Raw genomic sequence first — 22,248 nt, 5'->3', positions numbered from 1 at the left:
CTCTTGTTACGCACACAGTAAGGATTTTCACATGAGCAAAGTACTGGTTCTGAAATCAAGCATTCTGGCAAACTTCTCTCAGTCAAACCAACTGACCGACTACTTTGTGGCGCAGTACAAAGCCACTCACAACGGTTCACAGGTCACCGTACGTGATCTGGCCGCGGATCCAATCCCGGTTTTGGATGGCGAACTGGTTGGCGCACTGCGTCCTTCCGATGCTCCGCTGACGCCACGTCAGGAAGAAGCGCTGGCGCTGTCTAATACCCTGATTGAAGAATTACAGGCTCATGACGTGATTGTTATTGCGGCACCTATGTACAACTTCAACATCCCGACTCAGCTGAAAAACTACTTTGACCTGGTAGCCCGTGCCGGTGTGACGTTCAAATACACCGAAAAAGGCCCGGAAGGTTTGGTGAAAGGTAAACAAGTTATCGTTCTGACCAGCCGTGGTGGTATCCATAAAGACACCCCTACAGATCTGGTTGCACCGTACCTGTCTCTGTTCCTGGGCTTCCTGGGAATGAGCGATGTAGAATTCATCTTCGCTGAAGGCATCGCTTACGGTCCGGAAGTCGCGACTAAAGCACAGGCAGCAGCGAAAGAAGCTATCGACGCAGCAATCAAACAAGTGGCTGCGGCGTAATTACCCTACGTATTATCACATTCAGGAAAGAGTCATTACCCTCAAAATCTGTTGTCTGCGGTCCTTCCTGAAGTTGTTGTGATAACGCTATTGCGCGCTGGAAAGCGCGCTTTTTTTTGCCTGTTTTTTACTTAGCGCTTCAAAGAAAAACGAAGCAGTCTTCTTACTTCTGCAACCACTGTCCGTTAATCCCTCGCACGAACTCGCCCTTCCCGGCTCTGGCCACCAGCTTCTGACCCGCCAGTTTTGCCACATCAGAGGTCGTAACCTGATTGTTCTGTGCCACCTGCTGATACTGCTGTTCACGCCCTGCATTAATACGTTTAACCAGTGTCAGGGTTTCATCGTCCTGCTGAACCGGTGCCAGATAGCCAGACAGCGTCTCTCCCACGCGGCCCTGCTGCTTGGCTTCATCCAGCGTTAAGGCAAACGCCGCCGAGCTAAACAATAAAACAGAGGCCAGCAGAACTTTGGCTGAGTGTCTGACGGTGGACATTTTTATCTTCAAAGAACGCATACCGACTCCCGAATCAGAACAGATCGCTTTGGTTTTTCAGCAGATTTTCCACGTCTTTATCAACTTTAATGTGGATCTCATGTTCGATTTTAACGTTCATATTGATGGTGATCGGCTCTTTCGGCGCAGACAGTTCGATGCGCGGCACACAGCCGTTGAGCAGCAAAACCGAGAGCGCCATCAGGGCAGAGACCAGCGTACGGTAAGCGGATAGCGGTTTCATTGTGGGGTCCTCAAATCAGTGTCCTTTTTAGTGCGCGAGGAAGTGGCCTCAGATTGATGAGACAGCGCATTCGCCGGCAGCGAGATCTGCTGTTGTAGCCATTCCTGCAAATTGTCACCAAAGCGCAAACTGCGCCAAAGCTGATACACATTTTCCTGATGGGTGTAGTTGAGGATCACTTCGCGATCCTGCTTATCGGACGTATTCGCTCCCATCACGTGGGAGGCCATGGTCAGCTCCCCGAGATTATCCAGATTGACCTTAGCCTGCATCTCGCGGATCTCCATATAGCGTATCCACTCAATGACCAGGCGGTTGGCAATATTGCCGCTGGCCATCGCATCGGCAAATTGTGGGTCGAGGCGCAGCGTCAGCCAGCCATCGTTTTTAATCCAGCCGTTACGGATGATCCACTTGGGGTCATTCACATACAGCGGCAATTCCCCGTCTACGTTACCGGACATCGCCAGCTGTTTAGGTTTAAGAACGGTGAACAGTTCGCTTAAATTGATTTTGTCCAGCTTAAGCACCGCTGCATCATGCTGCGGCATCCGCAGTGCCGAAAGACTAACGTGACCGCGCAACATATCCACCCCCAGATTGCTCAAAGTCAGCGGGGACGTTTCCGTCCACGGATAGTTGCCTTGCAGGTCAGCGGTAATGTTTTCCAGTTTAGCGAGGTTGTTCACTTCACGGATACGCAACATCACCGGCTCTTTGACGCCTAACATCCAGATCTGATTTTTCAGCCGGTAAGAGAGGCTGAAATCCATGCCGCTGAGGTCGCCGTCGGGTAACCACATCCCGCCGTCTTTCACCACCCAGTGCCCACCGGCCACAAAGCCCTGCCCGCGCGCCATTGAAAACGCCGTCTGTGCATAGAAGGAACCTTCACGCAACTTGATACCAAAATCCGGGGTCAACAGCGGCTGGAATGCGGTCAGTTGTTGCTTCGGCCACCAGCCCTCACCGCGCAGACGCTCACCGTCCCAGCGGCCGCTCAGGCGTATAGGTCCGATAGGTCTGGCGTCCAGCATGCCCCGTACGTTGAAATGCTGCGGATCCGTGCCGTTGAGTAACAGTTGCAATTCCGCTGGCGGCAGATAACCGCCATTTTCCAACGCAATTTTTTTCGCCACCAGTTTTATCGCCCCGCCAAACTGTAAAGGCTGTGCCGGAAGCTGATCCTGATAACGCGGCGGCACCGGGCGGCGCCAGGTCAGCGGTTCCTCCAGCGTCAGGCGTGGCGCATCAACATCGACCAGCCCGTAATGCAGACGATTAAAACCGGTCGACAGCGACGTCAGGGTGATCAGATTATTGTGCCAGCGGCCTTTACCGGACATATCCCACTGCCCGGCCAGCGGCGGCAGTTTGCCGTTGCCCCAGTAGTTGAAATCCCACCGTCCCTGATCCGGCCAGAATTTTTGCGATTTACCGTTCAGATGCAGGTCGAACGCGCCCCAGTAACTGTCACGCGCTTTGACGATAGCCTGTAACGGCCCGCTCACCCCTTCGGCAGAGACTTTAACGCCCGCCAGTGGCCAGCGCACATCCTGCAAGGTCAGTTCAGGGGTCGGTTTCCCCCAGGCGCGCAGTAAGGCACCGCTGCGCAGGGCAAGCTGCGGGTTAAGCACTGAACCGGTAAGGGTTCCCGGCAGGGAAACACTCAGTGAAGTGACGATCATGTTTGCCTGACCGGTCAGTTGGAAAGCCAGGTCACTGTCGAGCAGGCCGATTTTCCCCGGCCCCAGCGTGAGCACCACGTTGGCTTTGCCGTTATGCCCCTGAGTCAGGACGTTAAGACGTGCGGTGATGTGAGTCTGATCAAAGGTATCGCTCCAGTCACTCAGCGTCAGGTTCACGCCACCGGTCAGCGGCTGTGTGCCATAAGGCCAGCGCCACTGTCCCTGAGTGATCTGTAACTGTTTCTCCTGCAAGGCCCACGGAAGCATCGCCAGCGGCTGTGTGCTGCCTTTTTCCATCAGCGTCAGTACGCCGGAGTTTTTTTGCCATTGCAGGGTGATATCCAGCGGATTCGGCACTTCGGCGGTTTGCATTTCGCCGTGCAGTTCACCGGTTTGAGGAAGCTGGTCAAACGTTGCAGGTAAGGTCACTTTTCCGCCGAGTGACAACGGCACATCGCTGCCCGGTGGCATCAGTTGCAGAGACGTGATGGTCAGCTGTTGCTGACTGTCTAGGGAGGCGTCAAGTTTCAGCGCGGCCCCCTTTACGGTGAGGTGCTGGGCCGCGCCGTCATTATCCAGATGCAGTTCACCGGCGTAACGCTGCCACGGCGTGACCAACAACTGGTGAATAACCAGCGAACCAGAGGGCAATGTGTTCTGGATATCTGCCAGCGTCAGGGGTTTACTCCCAGCGCTGGCGGGCATATTGCTCAGACAAGCGGTGTCGACGGTCAGTGCATCCATTTCCAGCGCCCAGCGGCCGGTGCCCTGACTTAAACGGGCATTTTTCGCCTGTGCCAGTACGCAGTCCCCGGCTTTATAGCTGAGACCGGACAATGATAGTTCGCCGTCTGACCAGCGTGGGGAGTCGGAAAGGCTCAGTTGTGTCCCTGCGGGTAGCCAGTGCTGGGCCAGTGCGGGCAACCAGCGCGGAACGGTTTTCCACAAAATCAGCGCCAGCAATAGCAGGATCAGCACGACGGACAGCGCCACCCGTACGAATATTTTCAATCCTTTCCTCATGAAATGCCTTGTTTTTCACTAAACCGCTATAAGATACCATAATTAGAGTATCTACTTAAAAAGCCTATCATGGAGAAAACTGATGAAACTGGCTGTCTACAGTACTAAAAATTATGACCGTAAGTACCTTGAGCTGGTAAACCAGCACTACGGCTACGAGCTGGAATTTTTTGATTTCCTGCTGACACCGCAAACGGCTAAAACTGCGCTTGGCGCGGATGCCGTCTGTATTTTCGTTAATGACGATGGCTGCCGTGAAGTGCTGCAGGAGCTGAAAACGCTGGGCGTAAAAACGCTGGCGCTGCGCTGTGCGGGCTTTAATAACGTGGATTTGGAAGCGGCGAAAGAGTTCGGTATTTCCGTAGTACGCGTGCCTGCTTATTCGCCGGAAGCCGTCGCTGAACACACCGTGGGCATGATGCTGTGCCTTAACCGCCACATTCACCGTGCCTACCAGCGCACGCGCGAGGCAAACTTCTCGCTCGAAGGGCTAATTGGTTTCAACATGCACCAGCGCACCGCGGGGATTATTGGCACTGGCAAGATTGGCGTCGCCACCATGCGCATTCTTAAAGGTTTCGGTATGCGTATTCTGGCATACGATCCGTTCCCAAGCCCGCTGGCGCTGGAGTTGGGTGCTGAATACGTCGATCTCGATACGCTGTATGCCGAGTCAGACGTTATCTCCCTGCACTGCCCGCTGACGCCGGAGAATCACCATCTGCTGAATGCCACCTCTTTTGCCAAAATGAAAGACGGCGTGATGATCGTTAACACTAGCCGTGGCGCACTGCTTGATGCCACCGCTGCCATCGACGCGCTTAAGAAACAGAAAATCGGCGCGCTCGGTATGGACGTGTACGAAAACGAGCGCGACCTGTTCTTCGAAGACAACTCCAACGAAGTGATTCTCGATGACGTCTTCCGCCGCCTCTCGTCCTGTCACAACGTGCTGTTCACCGGCCACCAGGCATTCCTGACCAGTGACGCGCTGACCAGTATTTCGGAAACGACATTAATGAACGTGTCGCAGTTAGCGAAGGGTGAGCATTGCCCTAATGTGCTTTAGTTTTTAACCGGGCGGACTGCCCAGGCCTGCTTTTAAATCTTCAAATTCAACGTCGTGGGCGTCGGCCCACACCGAAGACCTTGGGCTGCCGCCCAAACCGGCCTTAAACCTTGGGCCTGCTGCCCAAACCCGCCCAAGAGGAGGCGTAAACGCGCCTCCTCTTGGATCTCCTGCGTTTTTTAACTGCGCGCTATCGCTGAATCGGGATGGCCGTGTTTCAGGGGCCGCGGTTATAGCCGCAAAATAGCGCCGCGTTGCGGTACCTTCATTTCGGGTTCGGACCAGCTCGCATAAAAACCGCTCGCCGTTTCTCACCTCTCATTCAGCGCGATTTTTGAATGCGGCCGAAGCTTCTTCCAATTCAAAATCGTCACTGTATTTGTCTTTAAAAATGTCAAGACCGCGTTCAAAACGACGTCGAGGGAGAGGCGCAAAACCGCGTGGATTTTTACGCGGGTTGAAGCCCGAACTGAGAGCACCGCGCAGCGGCGGAGTTTGCGGCTATAACGGAAATACCTGAAACACGGCCATTGTGATCAGCGCAGCTACGGAAGCCTAATAAAAAGGCGCGGGATGTCCAGAAGGGCCGCGCCTACGGCCATTCTGGGCGGGTGTGGGCAGCAGGCCCACGACCTTGACGTTGAAGTTGAAGATTTAAAGCGGTCAAAGGCCGCAGGCCTTTAATCCTCACCCTGCTGTGCATCGCCCCTGCATCAGCGCTCCTTCCGAGCACTGGCGTCCATTCGCCATCGAACACATCCCGACACGGCTGCCATCGAGCTGAGGGGCCAGACGTAATTGCCCACCCGCCATTGAACAGGCTGCATAAGCCGGGCTGTCCATATTCACGCTGTGGTTGCTGAGATTCACGCTGTTTCCTTTCTGGGGAACGTCGGCGGAGTCATCGTGGCTGCTGCAGGCTGCCAGCACCAATACGGCTCCGGCCAGTAGAACGCGTAACGCAGTGATCATCAGTGCGGCTCCTGAATATGAATGAGGGGGAATTATTAGCAGCGCTCATCTTATCCGAGCCATTCCTCAGACGTCGAGCTTTGCTGTCAATTAATATCAACTTTTTCCTAAAAATAAACGATTAGATACACTTTATTGCGTTCGGTTATTTCTTTGACTCATAAAATGAAAGCTAATTAATCGTTTTTAGCCATCGAACGCCTAAAATAATCATAAAAACATCGTCAGAAAGGAGACCTGCTAAATGCTGACAGATTTACTATTACGTATTGCTCTCGCCGGTGTATTGGGAGGGCTGATTGGTATCGAACGCCAATTACGCGCCAAAGAAGCCGGGCTGCGAACCCATGTGTTAGTAGGTATCGGCAGCGGAATGTTTATGATTGTGTCGAAATATGGTTTTCAGGATTTGCTGGCCTTCGGCCACGTGAGTTTTGACCCAAGCCGCGTCGCCGCGCAGGTCGTGAGCGGTATGGGTTTCCTCGGTGCGGGGACCATCATAATTCAAAAACAGGTAGTCAAAGGGTTAACCACCGCCGCCGGATTATGGGTGACCGCTGCCATTGGTTTGGTGATTGGTAGTGGCATGTATGAGATCGGTATTTATGGCGCCTTTATGACGTTAATTGTGCTGGAGGTATTCCGCCAAATCAGTAATAGGCTGATAGGCCATCACCATCTGATTGAAATACGCCTGGCCCCGCAAAGCGTTCCACCGGTATTAATTGCCTTGCAGAAACTGCGTATTCGCCCAGGTCACATTAAAGTCAATCAACGTGATGACGACGACACCAAATGTGAATTAGTACTGGACGTCGTACTGAGGCCAAAACAGAGCGTCGATATACTGTACGAATCACTCATGGCCGTCGGCGGCATCAAACGTATTGATATTAATTAATTCCGTTCGCCCTTTTATCATTGTGATCCGGGCCATTAATCACGGCCCGTCATTAATAAATATCCTAAACCTCATCTTCCCTGGCTAACCCTCTCTTTTCTTTCAGCTATTCCCCCTGCACACAATCAGGATAAATCGTTGCGACTGCCCGGTGATAGACTTTTTCGCATCAGACCGGTGCAGGAATGCTGTATCCGGTTGCAGTTAAAAAGCATGAAGGGGTTTCCATGATCACCACTGACGGTAATAACGCAGTCGCTTCCGTGGCCTATCGCACCAACGAAGTGATTGCCATCTATCCTATTACGCCAAGTTCGACCATGGCTGAAATCGCCGGCGCCTGGTCAGGTGAAGGGAAAAAGAATTTATGGGGCGATGTCCCAACGGTGATGGAGATGCAGTCCGAAGCCGGAGCCATTTCTACCGTACACGGTGCGCTGCAAACCGGTGCGCTCTCCACCTCCTTCACGTCATCGCAGGGTTTACTGCTGATGATCCCAACGCTTTACAAAGTGGCCGGTGAGTTAACGCCGTTTGTATTGCACGTCGCCGCCCGTACCGTGGCCACCCACGCGCTCTCGATTTTTGGCGATCACTCTGACGTGATGGCCGTGCGCCAGACCGGTTGTGCACTATTAAGCGCCGCCAGCGTGCAGGAAGCGCAGGACTTCGCGCTGATTTCACAGGTGGCCAGTCTCAACAGCCGCGTGCCTTTCATTCATTTCTTCGATGGTTTTCGCACGTCGCATGAAATCAATAAAATCTCACCGCTGAGCGATGACACACTGCAACAAATGTTGCCGCAGGCACAAATTGACGCCCACCGCGCCCGTGCGCTGACGCCAGACCGCCCGGTGATCCGTGGCACCTCCGCTAACCCGGACACCTATTTCCAGTCGCGTGAAGCCACCAACCCGTATTACGACGCCACCTGCCAGCACGTGATTGACGCCATGAACGCCTTCGCCGCCCTCACCGGCCGCGAATACAAGCCGTTTGAATACGTGGGTCACCCGCAGGCCGAACGCGTTATCGTCCTGATGGGTTCCGGCATCGGTACCTGCGAAGAAGTGATAGAAACCCTGCTGGCGCGCGGCGAAAAAGTGGGTGTGCTGAAAGTGCGCCTTTACCGCCCGTTCAGCGCTGAACATCTACTGTTTGTCCTGCCGTCGTCGGTGAAAACACTGGCCGTGATGGACCGCACCAAAGAGCCCGGTGCGCTGGCAGAACCGCTCTATCTGGATGTCATGACCGCTTTAGCCGAAGCCTACAGCCGGGGTGAGCGCGACAGCCTGCCGAAAGTGATCGGCGGCCGTTATGGCCTCTCCTCCAAAGAGTTCGGCCCTGATTGTGTGCTTTCCATCTTTGACGAACTGGCGCTCAGCCAGCCGCGCCCGCGCTTTACCGTCGGTATTTATGATGACGTCACCGGCCTGTCGCTGCAGGTCAATGAAGAAGAGTTACCGCAGCACGCCTCGCTGGAAGCGCTGTTCTATGGCCTTGGCAGCGACGGTTCGGTATCCGCCACCAAAAACAATATCAAAATTATCGGTAACAGTACGCCGATGTTTGCTCAGGGTTATTTCGTTTATGACTCCAAAAAGGCCGGTGGTCTGACCGTCTCGCATCTGCGCGTCAGCCAGCAGCCTATCAAATCAGCTTATCTGGTGACTCAGGCGCATTTCGTGGCCTGCCATCAGTGGCAGTTTATCGACCTCTATCAGATGGCAGAACGCCTGCGTCCGGGCGGAATTTTCCTGCTCAATACGCCGTTCTCGGCTGATGAGGTGTGGGAGCGCCTGCCCCTGGAAGTTCAGGCTGCGCTGCACAAACGCGACGCCCGCTTCTACGTGATCAACGCCGCCAAAATCGCCCGTGAATGTCATCTCGGTGCGCGCGTGAATACCGTCATGCAGATGGCTTTCTTCCATCTGACACAAATTCTGCCGGGCGATCAGGCGCTGAAAGAGTTGCAGGGTGCCATTGCCCGCAGCTACAGCAGTAAGGGTGAAGAAGTGGTGATGCGTAACTGGCAGGCGCTCGGCGCCACGCTGGAACAGCTGATCGAAGTGCCGTTACAGGCTATTCCTGAAAATCCACGCAAGCGTCCGCCTATTGTCTCCGACGCCGCACCGGATTTCGTCAAAACCGTTACCGCCGCCATGCTGGCTGGCCTCGGCGACGCCCTGCCGGTTTCCGCCTTCCCGCCGGACGGTACCTGGCCGACCGGAACCACGCAGTGGGAAAAGCGCAATATAGCCGAAGCGGTGCCCATCTGGCAGCCGGACCTCTGTACACAGTGTAACCACTGTGTCGCGGCCTGCCCGCACTCAGCGATTCGCGCCAAAGTGGTTCAGCCGGAAGCCCTCGACGGCGCCCCTGCTGCGCTGCAATCGCTGGATGTGAAATCCCGCGATATGCGCGGTCAGAAGTATGTGTTGCAGGTTGCGCCGGAAGATTGCACCGGGTGTAATTTGTGTGTCGAAGTCTGTCCGGCCAAAGACCGTAAAAATCCGGAAATTAAAGCCATCAATATGGCGGATCGTATCGAGCACCTGGAAGAGGAGCGCGCTAATTATGACTTCTTCCTCAAGCTGCCGGAAATCGACCAGAGCACGCTGGAACGTATTGATATCCGTACCTCGCAGCTGATCACCCCGCTGTTTGAATACTCCGGTGCCTGTTCCGGTTGCGGTGAAACGCCGTATATCAAACTGCTGACCCAGCTCTACGGCGACCGCCTGCTGATTGCCAATGCTACCGGTTGTTCTTCTATCTATGGCGGTAACTTGCCGTCCACGCCGTACACCACCAATGCCGAAGGCCGTGGCCCTGCATGGGCAAACTCGCTGTTTGAGGATAACGCCGAATTCGGTCTGGGCTTCCGCCTGACGGTGGACCAGCACCGCCGCCGCGTGCTGCGTCTGGTCGCGTCGCTGGAAGAACATATTCCGGCTGACGTGCTGGGCGGCCTGCGCGATGAGACCTCAACGCCCGAAGTCAAACGTCAGCATGTTACTGCGCTGCGTAACATTCTGGCCGAGATCGACACGCCGGACGCCCGCCAGCTGGCAACGGACGCCGATTACCTGGTGGATAAATCCATCTGGCTTATCGGCGGCGACGGCTGGGCTTATGACATCGGTTTCGGCGGTCTGGATCACGTACTCAGCCTGACCGAAAACGTCAACGTGCTGGTTCTCGATACCCAATGTTACTCCAACACCGGCGGTCAGCAGTCGAAAGCCACGCCGATGGGTGCAGTGACCAAGTTCGCCGAACAGGGGAAACGCAAATCGCGTAAAGATCTGGGTGTCAGCATGATGATGTACGGCCACGTTTACGTGGCGCAGATTTCACTCGGCGCTCAGCTCAACCAGACGGTAAAAGCCATTCAGGAAGCCGAAGCCTACCCCGGTCCTTCACTGATAATCGCTTACAGCCCATGCGAAGAGCACGGTTATGATTTGGCGCTCAGCCACGACCAGATGAAGCAGTTGACTGCCACCGGTTTCTGGCCGCTCTACCGATTTGACCCGCGTCGCGTTGATGAAGGAAAACCCGCGTTGGCACTGGATTCACGCCCGCCAAACAGCAACCTGACCGAGACGCTCAACAACGAGCAGCGGTTCAGGCGGCTGAATGCCCAACAGCCGGAGGTAGCAGCGCAGTTGTACGCGGCGGCAGAGAAAGAACTTCAACAAAAATATGAGTTCCTCGAACTCCTGGCAGGGAAAAGGACGGATCGCGATCCGAACTCGCTTTAACTTTAAGGTCAACACCTTGGGTTGCCGCCCACACCGGCGACCTCGGGTTGCGATCCGAACTTGCTTTTTAAATTCAAGGTCGTGGGCTCGCCGCACACACGGGCCCAAGGGAGGCGTAAACGCGCCTCCCTTGGAACCCTGCGTTTTTTAACTGCGCGCTATCGCTGAATCGGGATGGCCGTGTATCAGTTACCACGGCGATAGCCGCAAAATCCCGCCGCGTTGCGATCCCCTCCGTTCGGGTTACACCCGCGCAAAAACACGCGCAGTTTTCCACCTCTCCTCCGGCGGCATTTTTCAATGCGGCCTCTACATTTTAAAGGTCAACACCATGCGAGTTTTTAGCAGGTTTTGAATTTGAATTTAAAAAAGCTCCGGCCGCATTCAAAAATGTCACCGACAAGTCGGTGGCGAGACAACGTCTTTACCGTTGGCTCAAACCCGCAGCCGGGAATCGCGGAGCGATGACATTTTGCGGCTATAACAGAGGTGACTGAAACACGGCCATTGTGACCCGCGCAGCTGTTGTTTTTAAAAAGCTCGGAGTCCAGAGGGCCGAGCGACTGCGGCCCTCTGGTCGCTGTGGGCCGACGCCCACGACTTTGAATTTGAATTTGAATTTGAATTTAAAAACTTTCATCCAAGCCTGTGCTTGTGGCCTCTCATTAACCCCAGCGAAGCCGAATACGCGGCTCCTTCGTCTCCCGCCATGATCGCTTCATAAATCATTTTATGCTCGGCAAGACACATGCCGCCTTCTTTGGAGGAATACTCAAAGAACCATTTGAAAATGGTGGTCAGCACGTTACCAAAGGGGACGTAGAAACAGTTGCCGGAAGAGATAAAAATCAGGCGGTGAAACTGAGTGTCGATTTCTACCCACTGCGCCTGATCGAACTGTTCGGCGACCTGACACATCTGGCGGTAAATTCGTGATAATTCGATGCGCTGCTCTTTGGTGGCGTTGAGCGCCGCCAGCGCGGTGGCATGAGGCTCGATGGCTTTACGAAATTCCAGAAACTGGTGGTAGATCTCTTCGGTTGCTTCCATCCCCTGCATCCACTCAAGTAACTGCGGATCAAGCATGTTCCACTGCGGACGGTCTTTGACGCGGGTACCGATTTTTGGCCGCGACTCCAGCAATCCTTTGGAGGTCAGCAATTTTAACGCCTCACGCAGCGCCGTGCGGCTGACACCAAACTGCTCACCCAGTTCGACTTCGCTTGGCAATATCGCGCCCGAGGCCAGCTCGCCGGAGAGGATCTTACGGGCGATATCGCGGGCTATATGAGTATTGAGGCCACGCGTCATGCCTGCGGCTGTTTCAAACTGCATCGTCATGCTATTCCCTATTGTCTGTGCAGATTGCCGTCATGATAGTTCAGACTGCGGGGCAGCGCATGTACAAGCCGCCCCGGATGCGACGAACGGCGCGTTATGGCGCCATTTGCCCGCCGTTGACATCTAGGATCTGCCCGGTGATGTAGCCACTACAGGCGTGCGAGGCGAAGAACAGGAAGCTCGGAGCCAACTCTTCGCTGGTGCCAAAACGCCCCATCGCGATGCCGCTGGAGATTTTATCCCGCACTTCCGCGCTTTTATCCGCATGGAAAACGGTATCGATAGTGCCGGGGGAAACCACGTTGAAACGGATATTATCTTTGGTGAACTCTTTCACCCAGTTGCGGTGAATATTGTGCAGCCAGGCTTTGGACGCCGCATAAATCGCCGCGCCCGGACCACCGCCTTCTCGACCGGCAATCGAGCCGGTGCTAATCACCGACGTGGTTTTACCGCTCTGTTTAGCCGCACTGCGCAGATGCGGGATGGCATATTTGGTCACCATCAGCGCCGAACGAGCGTTAAGATCCATGACGTGCTGATAAAACTCATCGTCAATGATCTCCAGACCTTTTCGCCCGCCCAGACCACCCGCGTTGTTAATGAGAACATCGATGCCGCCAAAGCGTTCGACGAAATCTTTCACCAGCTTTTCGCACTGATCGGTTTTGGTCAGGTCCGCCGCAAAGTACTCCACTTCGCCACCAAGTGCCGCCACTTCTTTGGCAAGCTGTTGCAGGCTGGCGTCACTGCGGTGGCCGTTAAGGCCAACTTTGGCTCCTGCCCGGGCAAAGGCCTGCGCCGTTGCCAGACCGATACCTTTAGTGGATCCGGTAATTAACACGCGTTGGTTTTTCAGGTCACTGAACATAAAAACTCCTTTAACGGAATGGAAAATGTAGGGACGTGGTTTCTAAAAATAATAAATAACTTCGGGCCGGAGGATCACTGCCACGCGGCGCTGAACTCAGTGCCAGCCTCTGGCGCATCACGGTTGTTGATCACCACCTGTAAAATGCGGAGATCCGCACAGTGAATACGCAGTTCAGTTATTGCTTCGCTGTCAGACAGCACCTCGACGCGGGCCACTTTCCCCCGCGCGTCGCGAGAGGTTTCGGTGGCTTCATCAAAGAATCCGTGGCTTTCAATTACGCTCGCAAACAGCACGTCCGCGCCGTGCTGACGCAGCAACAAGGCCGGTTCATTGCGCAGGTTAAAATGCGGGTCGCTGGCACCGCTGCGGGCAACAATCAGCTCACCGCCCTCGGACATCGCGCTGACCAGCGTGGTGTAACTGTGCCCGTCCAGCCAGCTGAACAATGCGGACTCCCCGGCAGGCACCTCTGCCCGTGCGCAGTCCCACAGGTGTTGGTAACCGTTGCCGGTGCCGAGTGGTTTCAGGGTTTCGGCCACACGAAGCCCGGCGTCACTGCGTACGAACTGCCCCAGATGATGCAGGCAGTAATCATATTGATGAGGCTGCGCACTGGTGATACGAAACACATCCACCAGCAGCGGTTGTTCAAATTCGGGCAAGTCGAGCATCAGCACCGTTCGCTGCATCAGCACGCACGGATAATAGTCATGCAGACGGGCGCTCATGCCCTGTCCCGCTGGATTATCCGCCGCGAAAAAGTGTCGTTCGCCCCAGCGTTTTTCAGCTTCAGCGCTCTGGCCGAGATTCTGACTCTGTTCGTCCACCACCACGGTATTGTGGGCGACGGTTTGTTTGCAGTAGGTGTTGTTTTCTGGGATGTAACGACCGCCGAATTTAGGCTCGACGTTCACCCAGCGGCCAAAACCGTAATCGCGCAAGGATTCACGCCCGCTGCTAAACACGCTCAGATGCAAACCGTCGAAATGGCCGTGGTTCAGCGCCGAATGCAACCGGGGGATGCTGCCGTGCTGGCCGTACCACATCAAAGCCATCAACAGATCGCCGTGCGCATTTTCCTGCCGCAAAATAGCCAGTTCACCCTGCCGGCCCTCCGGCCCGTCTGACAAGGTCAGGCTACCCCAGTGATGTGGGTGCGCAGGCTGATATTGCATCGCAACCGACAGCGCCAGACCGGCGGCGCCGACCCACAGATTGCTCTGCTGCCAGGCGGTGGCGACCCACTGCGCCTGATGCCCATACCGGTGGAAACAGACGCTGGCCGCCACCACCGCGCCGTCATCATGAATGTTCATGCTTTTTGAAGCGTCATTGAGTGCAGGCAGCGTGCCGTCCGGGAATGCCGTCTGCATCAGCGCTTCGCAGGTTTTGCGGATGATCTGCCCGCGAAACTGATAAATATTCAGTTCCGGCTGACGGCGGTGAATGGCTTCCGCCAGCAACAGCAACGGACGCAGGGCAAAGCGCTGGTAGTACGGCCCTTCGATGTAATAGCCGTCAGGGGAAAAGAGTTGTGAAAGCTGGGCGAAGAACCCGCCGCTTTCACGGTCCCCCTTCAGCCCGTACAGCGCGTGATCCACCAGTTTCTGATTGCCCGTGACGTACCCGCACACCGCCGCTGCCGCGACCGACCAGACGCCGTGGTTATGCACGATGTCGAAATCTTGGGTGTGCCGCGTCAGGGCGTCATCCACCATCACACGAAACAGCTGGCTTTCGATCATGCTGCGTTCAGCGACCTTCAGGGTCGGTATAATGCAGTGATAACCCTCTGCCGCGTTCAGCAACCACATGTTTTCATTGAGCGTCTGATGAAACAGCCGCCCCGGCGCATTGCTGTCCTTGCTGACGTTGCTGCCAAGCCAGGGGTAAATCGCCGCATAACCGTTCAGCAGCCGCAGCGCGAACTCCCGGTAGACGGGATTCTGGCTAATCATAAACAGCCGCCCCGCCAGATTGATGAAGAACGCATTCTGCTTGTGACGCGCATGTTCCGGTCCGCCCGCTTCGCCCTGTCCTGGGATCTCCACCGGCTGCGCCAGATAAGCGTCAAGGGCGGCGATCTGCTGACGCAGGACGCGGCCCATCAGGGAGTCGGCGTCGATCTGGGCGCGTAACTGCTGCGCTTCGTCGGGTGAGATAAACAGCGGCTGCCAGTCGGTCATGATGAGGTGTCTCCGGTTTTCAGCGCCGGTTGGGGCGCGACGTAGCCTTTGGCCCAGGACGGCAGCGAGAGCAGCCAGGTTTCGCGCTCTGCTTCCATCACGGCACCACGGGTAACATCCGCGTGATAACCGTCTTTGAGTTTCTTACCGGCCGGCGGCAGGCTGAACGACGCGCTGCGGATCTGCTGCTGATAGCGGGACGTTCCGGTGGCGTTATCCGCCCAGGAGAGCAGCGGCACCGGCCTTACGCTGATACGGTCGAGTGTTTTGTACGGCCACGGCTGGCTGTCGTCAGTGTATTTCGCCATAAAATCCAGCGATTTGATGACGCTGCCCCCCTGCAGCGTGGGGTAATTCCACAGGTCGATGCCATTTTTCTGCGCCAGTATGGCCATCATGCTGATGGCCTGCAGGTCAAAATAGCTGTAATGGAAGGAACGGGTACGCGCCAGCTCGGCTGGCTGGGTGCCGTCTGGCATCAACTGGACGTCGAGTTTGCTTTTCATCAGCGCCGCCATCTGTTTAATCACCTGCGGCTGATCGAGATACCAGGCAATCCCCGCCACCTGCGTCACATACCAGTTACCGTGATTGTTCTCGGTGCGTCTCTCTTTTTTAGCAATCTTATTACCCTGTAACCACGCCAGATAGTCAGTCATCCATTCGTGCATGGCCTGATCATCTGAGGTTTTCCACGCCGGATTGCCGTGCAGCAGCACCACCGAATCTACAATGCGTGTTGAGAAGTAACGCCCGTCGAGTACCCCTGCGTTACGCCCCGGCGCAATACCCGGCACGCCCTGTGCAAAATTGAGATTCGGATTCATGCGGGTATCCGGGTCAATAAACCAGGTGCGCATCAGGCTTGCGGCTTTATCGGCATATTTCTGCTCACCGGAAAAATACCAGGCCAGCGTCAGGTTCTGCACACGCGCGGTAAAATCAGCCAGACGCACGCCGTCGCTTTGATCGTTCTTACTGGCCGGATTCACCTTGCCGTCTTTGCGGATCCACGGCAGGCCATCGGGTTTGCTATCGTCCGCCCACCAGTAAGCGCTCAGGCTCAGATAGTCGTGCTTCGACCCGCTCGGCGGCGTCATGCCTTTATCCGTCACGCTGAGATTGGGTTTGCCGAGGGCGTTGTCGGCCGTTTTAAGTAACTGCTTATAAGCCGCCGTAGTTTGCGGCGCGGCCTGCTGGTCAGCCAGTTGCCGTTTAATCACCGCCAGTTGCGCGGCGTTGAGAAATGCCGGTTCCGCCGCCATCAGTGAAGCACTGAAAAACAGTCCGGCGACGGCGCTGAGACCTATCGTTAAACCTGAAACCTTCATGCACTTTCCTCTTAAGCGATACCGGCCACTCCGCCTTTAGTAATACAAATAAAGCAGAAGCTGTTTGAGTTCGCCACCTTAAAAGTGACTTTTGCACGTTTAATCCTGCATTAATGCCCATGAAGTGACCATTGTCACATTCTGATAACAAATACCGGGTTTCTTATTTGTCGGACTATTAATTTCAAATCTCTCTCCTACTATTGCTCATTAAGCCTGTCCAAAAGATAACCAAAAAAACTCACCCTACACTGAAGAGATTAACGACGATGGATATTAACGTTCTAGTGATGATCGGTTACTTCGTGTTAATGATTGCGATCAGTTATGCATTTAAAAAGATGGCCTCCGGCTCCTCCAGCCACTATTTCCGCGGTGGCGGGCGAATGCTTTGGTGGATGGTGGGCGCGACGGCCTTCATGATCCAGTTTAGCGCCTGGACCTTTACCGGCGCCGCCGGGCAGGCCTACCGCTACGGTTTCAACGTAGTCAGCGTTTTCGCCGGTAACGTGTTTGGTTATCTGGTGGCCTGGTGGTGGTTCGCCACCCGCTTTCGCCAGCTGCGCGTGGACACCGCGACAGAAGCCATCAATCACCGTTTCGGCAAAGGCAACGAACAGTTTTTTACGTGGATGATCATTCCGCTGAGCATTCTCAGCGCCGGGGTATGGCTTAATAGTCTGGCAGTGTTTGCCAGCGCCGTTTTCAAGCATGACGTAACGCTGACGCTCTGGGTGACCGGGCTGGTGGTGCTGGTGATTTCACTGCTGAGCGGCGCCTGGGGCGTGGTGGCCAGTGATTTTGTGCAGACGCTGGTGGTCGCGATTATCTCCATCGCCTGTGCGGTGGTGGCACTGGTGAAAGTCGGCGGGCCGGTGAATCTGGTGACTGAATTCCCGTCCGGGTTTATTACCGGGCCGGACGTCGGACCGCATTACATTTCCCTGCTGGTGGCCTGCTTCCTGTTCTTCTTTATTAAGAACGTGCAGAGCATTAATAACCTCCAGGACTCCTACCGTTTTCTGAATGCCAAAGACAGTTTCAACGCCAAAAAAGCCGCGCTGTTTGCACTGGTACTGATGTTTGTCGGCACCCTGATTTGGTTTATTCCGCCGTGGGCCGTGGCAATTCTCTACCCAGATGCTGCCACCGCGCACCCGGAATTAGGTAAGAACGCCACCGATGCGGTGTACCTGATTTTCGCCGAACGCGCGATGCCGCTCGGCACCGTCGGGCTGCTGATGGCCGGTCTGTTTGCCGCCACCATGTCGTCAATGGACTGCGCGCTGAATCGTAACTCTGGGATTTTCGTACGTAGTTTCTGGACGCCCATCGTCAACCGCAACAAAGAACGCAGCGATAAATATCAGCTCCGCGTCGGTCAAGCTGTCTGCGTGGTCAACGGCGTGCTGGTGATTTTTGTCGCGCAGTACATGCATACCATGCAGACCGTCAGCCTGTTTGACCTGATGATGAAAGTCGGTACGCTGATGCAGGCACCGATCGTGGTACCGCTGTTCCTTGGGGTATTTATTCGCAAAACGCCTGACTGGGCCGGTTGGGCCACGGTGCTGTTCGGGCTGATGGTCTCTTACGTGGTCGCCAACGTGTTTACCGCGCCGGACGTGGTCAAGCTGCTGGGCATGAACTTTACCGCCCGCGAAATGCTCGACATTGCCATTATGTGGAACATCTTCTCGCATATGGTCTTCACCGGCGGTTTCTTCTGTCTGACCACGCTGTTCTATAAAGAGCAGGCAACCGAACGCACGGCCATCCGTAATAAGTTCTTCGTTGATATGGAAAGGCCGGTCTACGCCGACGACGAACAGGACGAATTCGACCGTCTGCAACGCGACAAGATCGGCAAAATTTCGATGTATATGGGGGCCGGACTGCTGCTGATGGTATTGGTGCCGAATCCGCTGTGGGGACGGGGTCTGTTCCTGATCTGCGCCCTCTCCATTCTGATCTTTGGATGGGTATTACACCGCAGCGCGGAAAAAGGCATGCAAGCCGCAACGGCGGAAAAATCTGCCGTGGCGGCCTCTCACCGCTAAGGGGAATAAGTACAAAATGCAGGGCAGTCCTTCGAGGTGCCCTGCATAGATCGGCTCAAAACAGGTATTGGCTTAAAGCAATCCACGCTGTTTTAGCGTAATGCGCGTGGCCTCGTTTAAGTCGTACTTCGTTAAATCTTCTTTGCACACCCAGGCATAACGTTCAAACTCGTCGTTCAGGGTTATCGTCTGGTTCTTCGCCTGACAGGTAAATATCAGGTAAATCATGTAGATCTCTTCTTTGATGCCATCAGGAAACGTCTTTACACGGATATCATCGCGGAAAGTCCACGGCGTGATATGCGTCAGTTCCAACGCCTCGCCCAACTCTTCGCGCACTTCCCGCAGTAACGCCTGTTCAATAGTTTCACCCGGCTCCATCCCGCCGCCCGACAAGGCCCACTGGCCGGGAAACACCCCGCGACTGGACGACATTTTACACAGCAGATACGTTCCTTCGTATTCAATTAACGGACAAACAATGGTTCTCTGACGCATAGCAACCTTCACTGGTTAGGGGTCTCTTCAGAGCATGAAAAATAGCATCTTTGTGGTTACTGGCATGGGAGTTGAGTCAAGATTGGTGAAATTTCACAAAATCCACCTGACAGAAGGGAGCAAAATCCGTACCCTACTGCGCATAGAGTCAGGCGGCCTGCGCCGCAGTTCCCAATACGAAAGAGATCTTTGTGACAACTCCAATTCAAAAACAGAAACACAACCTGGATAAACTGCAAAAGCGCCTGCGTCGTGACGTGGGTAAAGCCATTGCGGATTTCGGTATGATTGAAGAAGGCGACCGCATTATGGTCTGCCTTTCCGGCGGCAAAGACAGCTACACCATGCTGGAAACTTTGCGTAACCTGCAACAGAGCGCGCCGGTAAATTTCGAACTGATTGCCGTCAATCTTGACCAGAAACAACCGGGCTTTCCGGCGCATATTCTGCCTGCCTATTTAGAGCAGCTGGGTGTGGAATATAAAATTGTTACCGAAGATACCTACGCGATCGTGAAGGATAAAATCCCGGAAGGCAAAACCACCTGCTCACTCTGTTCACGCCTGCGTCGCGGTATTTTGTACCGCACGGCGACCGAACTGGGCTGTACTAAAATCGCGCTCGGTCATCACCGCGATGACATTCTGCAAACCCTGTTCCTCAACATGTTTTACGGCGGCAAGCTGAAAGGTATGCCACCTAAACTGATGAGTGACGACGGCAAGCATATCGTGATCCGCCCGTTGGCTTACTGCCGCGAGAAAGACATTGAGCGTTTTGCGGTTGCGCGCGAATACCCGATCATTCCGTGTAACCTGTGTGGTTCACAACCTAACCTGCAGCGTCAGGTGATTGGTGACATGCTTAACGACTGGGACAAAAAATATCCCGGCCGTATCGAAACCATGTTTACTGCGATGCAAAACGTGGTGCCATCGCATCTTAACGACGCCAGTCTGTTTGATTTCAAAGGCATTAAGCACGGCGGTGAAGTGGTCGATGGCGGTGATCTGGCATTTGACCGGGAAGACATCCCTATGCAGCCGGTTGGCTGGCAGCCGGAAGACGAAGAAAACGCCGCAACAATTGAGCGTCTTAACGTGTTAGAAATTAAATAATTCAGAGCAATAAAAAAAGCAGTACTAAAAAATTCGCCCGTTTCATCATGAGACGGGCTTTTTTTATGCCGTTTTCAGGCCAGAAATTCCACCTGCTGCCAGTTGTAGTTACACATGACCAGCCTGACCGGCACTGAAACATCGCCAAAATTCTGATTCTGAAAACGTAAAAACAGCGCATACAGTTCAGGCGACACTACATCGGCGTTGTAACGCAATAACGTGCTGTGCCAGAACGGCTGAGGAATATCCCCGTCCGGGTAGCGCGCCCGCACCTTACCGGCCCACGTTGAAGCCAGCAGCGCCTCAGCAAATTGTTTGCGCACCCGCAGACTCTGCGCATCGGGCAGCCCCGCCAGCAGAATCTGATTAGGCAACGCCACCAGCCGCAACTGGCTGATGTGCATGACATGATCTGCGCAGCAGCGGGTAAACATGGCGGCCACCTCATCGCGGTCCTGCGCTTCTTCCACGCTGTCATACAGGGCGTTGGTCACCGGGAAGAAACTAAAATGCAAACCTTCAGCCGGGTTGGGATCTGCCAGCGAGTCGCCCTGCGTGGACGCTTTCATCTCACTGAGCAATGACAGCAATTCGGGGCTCAGCGGGGGTCGGTTACCGCTGGAAATCGCCAGTTTGGTCGGCGGATAAAACGGTTCATCGCGCACGACGCCCTGGCCGGCAGATTTTTCCCACACTTTCAGCGTTTTTTGAGTCACATCTACATAGGCCTGATGAAGGCTTTCTAACGGCGACATAAAATCTCCCTGTCTGACAAAACTGCCCCTATGTGCTTCACAGAACTGTTCAGCAAAGCACCGGCTGGCGACAAAATCCAAAAAAGATTGCGCGAAATCAACATATCCGTCCCGCAACAGGTCCAGTATCTATTCCGCAGGTGAATGCAACGTCAAGCGATGGGCGTTGTGCTCCATATTGTCTTATTTCCAATTTTTTAGAATTAATCCGCTAGATATTTAATTCGAACGACGCCGGTCTTCTGACCGGCTTTTTTTTGCCTTTTTCCGCCCACTTCCGCGCTATAACCACTTACTTTTCTTCAGCCACCAGGCTACGCCGCCCACTAATACCAGCAACGACAAGCAGAAAACGGTGAATCCATAGGGCGACGTATTACCCGGAATACCGCCGAGGTTGACCCCAAACAGCCCGGTCAGGAAGGTGGTCGGCAAAAACAGCATCGCCAGCATCGACATGGTGTAGGTACGGCGGTTAAGCGCATCAGCCATCAGCGAGCCTATTTCGTCCGCCAACACGCCGGTACGGGCAATGTTGGCATCAAGATCATCCAGCCCGCGTCCCAGACGGTCGGCAATTTCCTGCATGCGGCGGCGCTCGTCGTCGTTCATCCACGGCAGGCGTTCGCTGGCCAGACGCGAGAACACATCGCGCTGCGGCGACATGTAACGACGCAGCACGATCAACTGCTTGCGCAGCAGCGCCATCTGGCCACGTTCCGGCACCTGCTGCTCCATCAGGTCGTCTTCGATATCGATGATCTTGTCATGCATATCTTCGATGAAATCACTGGTGTGATCGGTCAGCGCATCGCAAATCTCCACCAGCCAGCTGCCGGTATCACTCGGGCCGGTGCCGTGCTGCATGTCTGAGATAATCTCATCCATCGAAAAGACTTTACGGTGACGCGTGGAGACAATCATTTTACCCGTGAGGTAAACGCGAATCGTCACCAACTGGTCGGGGCGCGAATCAGCATTGAGATTGATACTGCGCAAGGTGATCAGCGTCCCCTCGCCCATACGCAGGACTTTCGGGCGGACGCTCTCGCCGGCCAGCGCTTCACGCACGGTATCCGGCAGGACTGGCGTGGAGTTTATCCACTGTTCACTGGCCGGCAGCGTGTAGTCCAGATGCAGCCAGCATGGCTTGTCATCACTGGCGACACACTGGGTATTAATTTCGTTAACGCCACCCTTGCCGTCGAACTGGTAAGCGTATACTGCATCAGACACCTGAAGTTCTTTACCCTTAATGACTTCCACGACATTC

At 54.8% G+C, this 22,248-nt stretch carries 17 protein-coding genes; 6 read left to right on the top strand and 11 right to left on the bottom strand.

Translation table 11 applies throughout. From position 1 onward, the window contains the following. Nucleotides 1–31: 31 nt before the first annotated feature. On the top strand, nt 32–649 hold the full coding sequence (locus ACZRKO_RS06250) for an FMN-dependent NADH-azoreductase (RefSeq protein ID WP_463736355.1): 618 nt from the start codon (nt 32–34) through the stop codon (nt 647–649). A 163-nt stretch (nt 650–812) separates the two neighbouring features. On the opposite strand, the gene ACZRKO_RS06245 is transcribed toward ACZRKO_RS06250, so the two are convergent. The 3 genes from ACZRKO_RS06245 to ACZRKO_RS06235 are packed head-to-tail and all read right to left on the bottom strand — an operon-like array spanning nt 813 to nt 4,100. Further along, complete coding sequence (locus ACZRKO_RS06245; RefSeq protein WP_463737489.1) at nt 813–1,145, bottom strand: YdbL family probable chaperone protein; 333 nt, start codon at nt 1,143–1,145, stop codon at nt 813–815. Nucleotides 1,146–1,179: 34 nt separating this feature from the next. Next, nucleotides 1,180–1,347, bottom strand: a complete 168-nt coding sequence (locus ACZRKO_RS06240) for a YnbE family lipoprotein (RefSeq protein ID WP_463737488.1) — start codon at nt 1,345–1,347, stop codon at nt 1,180–1,182. A gap of 38 nt (nt 1,348–1,385) precedes the next feature. After that, on the bottom strand, nt 1,386–4,100 hold the full coding sequence (locus ACZRKO_RS06235) for a YdbH family protein (protein ID WP_463736354.1): 2,715 nt from the start codon (nt 4,098–4,100) through the stop codon (nt 1,386–1,388). Nucleotides 4,101–4,182: 82 nt separating this feature from the next. On the opposite strand from ACZRKO_RS06235, the gene ACZRKO_RS06230 reads away from it, so the two are divergent. Next, nucleotides 4,183–5,169, top strand: coding sequence for a 2-hydroxyacid dehydrogenase (locus ACZRKO_RS06230; RefSeq protein ID WP_463736353.1), 987 nt, complete (start codon nt 4,183–4,185; stop codon nt 5,167–5,169). A gap of 687 nt (nt 5,170–5,856) precedes the next feature. On the opposite strand, the gene ACZRKO_RS06225 is transcribed toward ACZRKO_RS06230, so the two are convergent. After that, a complete protein-coding gene (locus ACZRKO_RS06225; protein WP_463736352.1) occupies nt 5,857–6,141 on the bottom strand; it encodes a putative hemolysin in 285 nt (94 codons plus the stop codon). A gap of 244 nt (nt 6,142–6,385) precedes the next feature. Here ACZRKO_RS06225 and ACZRKO_RS06220 point away from each other — a divergent pair, with 244 nt between their 5' ends. After that, complete coding sequence (locus ACZRKO_RS06220) at nt 6,386–7,042, top strand: MgtC/SapB family protein (RefSeq protein WP_463736351.1); 657 nt, start codon at nt 6,386–6,388, stop codon at nt 7,040–7,042. A gap of 227 nt (nt 7,043–7,269) precedes the next feature. Continuing rightward, nucleotides 7,270–10,809 carry a pyruvate:ferredoxin (flavodoxin) oxidoreductase gene (gene nifJ, locus ACZRKO_RS06215; protein WP_463736350.1) on the top strand — a complete coding sequence of 1,180 codons (3,540 nt, stop codon included), beginning with the start codon at nt 7,270–7,272 and terminating at the stop codon, nt 10,807–10,809. Nucleotides 10,810–11,445: 636 nt separating this feature from the next. Here nifJ and ACZRKO_RS06210 read toward each other — a convergent pair. The 4 genes from ACZRKO_RS06210 to ACZRKO_RS06195 form a co-directional block, all read right to left on the bottom strand. Then, nucleotides 11,446–12,144 carry a FadR/GntR family transcriptional regulator gene (locus ACZRKO_RS06210; protein WP_463736349.1) on the bottom strand — a complete coding sequence of 233 codons (699 nt, stop codon included), beginning with the start codon at nt 12,142–12,144 and terminating at the stop codon, nt 11,446–11,448. A 100-nt stretch (nt 12,145–12,244) separates the two neighbouring features. Beyond that, nucleotides 12,245–13,021: an SDR family NAD(P)-dependent oxidoreductase gene (locus tag ACZRKO_RS06205; RefSeq protein WP_463736348.1), complete on the bottom strand. Its 777-nt coding sequence runs from the start codon at nt 13,019–13,021 to the stop codon at nt 12,245–12,247. 74 nt (nt 13,022–13,095) lie between these two features. After that, the gene (locus ACZRKO_RS06200; protein WP_463736347.1) at nt 13,096–15,210 is read right to left on the bottom strand and encodes a heparinase II/III domain-containing protein; all 2,115 of its coding nucleotides are present in this window, start codon (nt 15,208–15,210) and stop codon (nt 13,096–13,098) included. Next, nucleotides 15,207–16,541 (bottom strand): alginate lyase family protein, encoded by a 1,335-nt coding sequence (locus ACZRKO_RS06195; protein WP_463736346.1) that lies wholly within the window; start codon nt 16,539–16,541, stop codon nt 15,207–15,209. The genes ACZRKO_RS06200 and ACZRKO_RS06195 overlap by 4 nt, the downstream gene beginning before the upstream one ends. A gap of 269 nt (nt 16,542–16,810) precedes the next feature. Here ACZRKO_RS06195 and ACZRKO_RS06190 point away from each other — a divergent pair, with 269 nt between their 5' ends. Next, nucleotides 16,811–18,601, top strand: a complete 1,791-nt coding sequence (locus tag ACZRKO_RS06190) for a sodium:solute symporter family transporter (protein ID WP_463736345.1) — start codon at nt 16,811–16,813, stop codon at nt 18,599–18,601. Nucleotides 18,602–18,673: 72 nt separating this feature from the next. Here ACZRKO_RS06190 and nudI read toward each other — a convergent pair whose 3' ends face one another. Next, on the bottom strand, nt 18,674–19,099 hold the full coding sequence (gene nudI, locus ACZRKO_RS06185; RefSeq protein WP_463736344.1) for a nucleoside triphosphatase NudI: 426 nt from the start codon (nt 19,097–19,099) through the stop codon (nt 18,674–18,676). Between the two features lie 191 nt (nt 19,100–19,290). Here nudI and ttcA point away from each other — a divergent pair, with 191 nt between their 5' ends. After that, complete coding sequence (ttcA, locus tag ACZRKO_RS06180; RefSeq protein ID WP_463736343.1) at nt 19,291–20,217, top strand: tRNA 2-thiocytidine(32) synthetase TtcA; 927 nt, start codon at nt 19,291–19,293, stop codon at nt 20,215–20,217. 74 nt (nt 20,218–20,291) lie between these two features. On the opposite strand, the gene ACZRKO_RS06175 is transcribed toward ttcA, so the two are convergent. Together ACZRKO_RS06175 and zntB are read right to left on the bottom strand one after the other, a co-directional pair. Next, a complete protein-coding gene (locus tag ACZRKO_RS06175; protein WP_463736342.1) occupies nt 20,292–20,975 on the bottom strand; it encodes a hypothetical protein in 684 nt (227 codons plus the stop codon). A gap of 282 nt (nt 20,976–21,257) precedes the next feature. Then, nucleotides 21,258–22,241: a zinc transporter ZntB gene (gene zntB / locus ACZRKO_RS06170; RefSeq protein ID WP_463736341.1), complete on the bottom strand. Its 984-nt coding sequence runs from the start codon at nt 22,239–22,241 to the stop codon at nt 21,258–21,260. Between the last annotated feature and the right edge of the window lie 7 nt (nt 22,242–22,248).

The sequence above is a fragment of the Ewingella sp. C233 genome (assembly GCF_055407225.1).
Note: the sequence above shows the minus strand (reverse complement) of the source record. Positions and strands in the feature narration are given on the sequence as shown.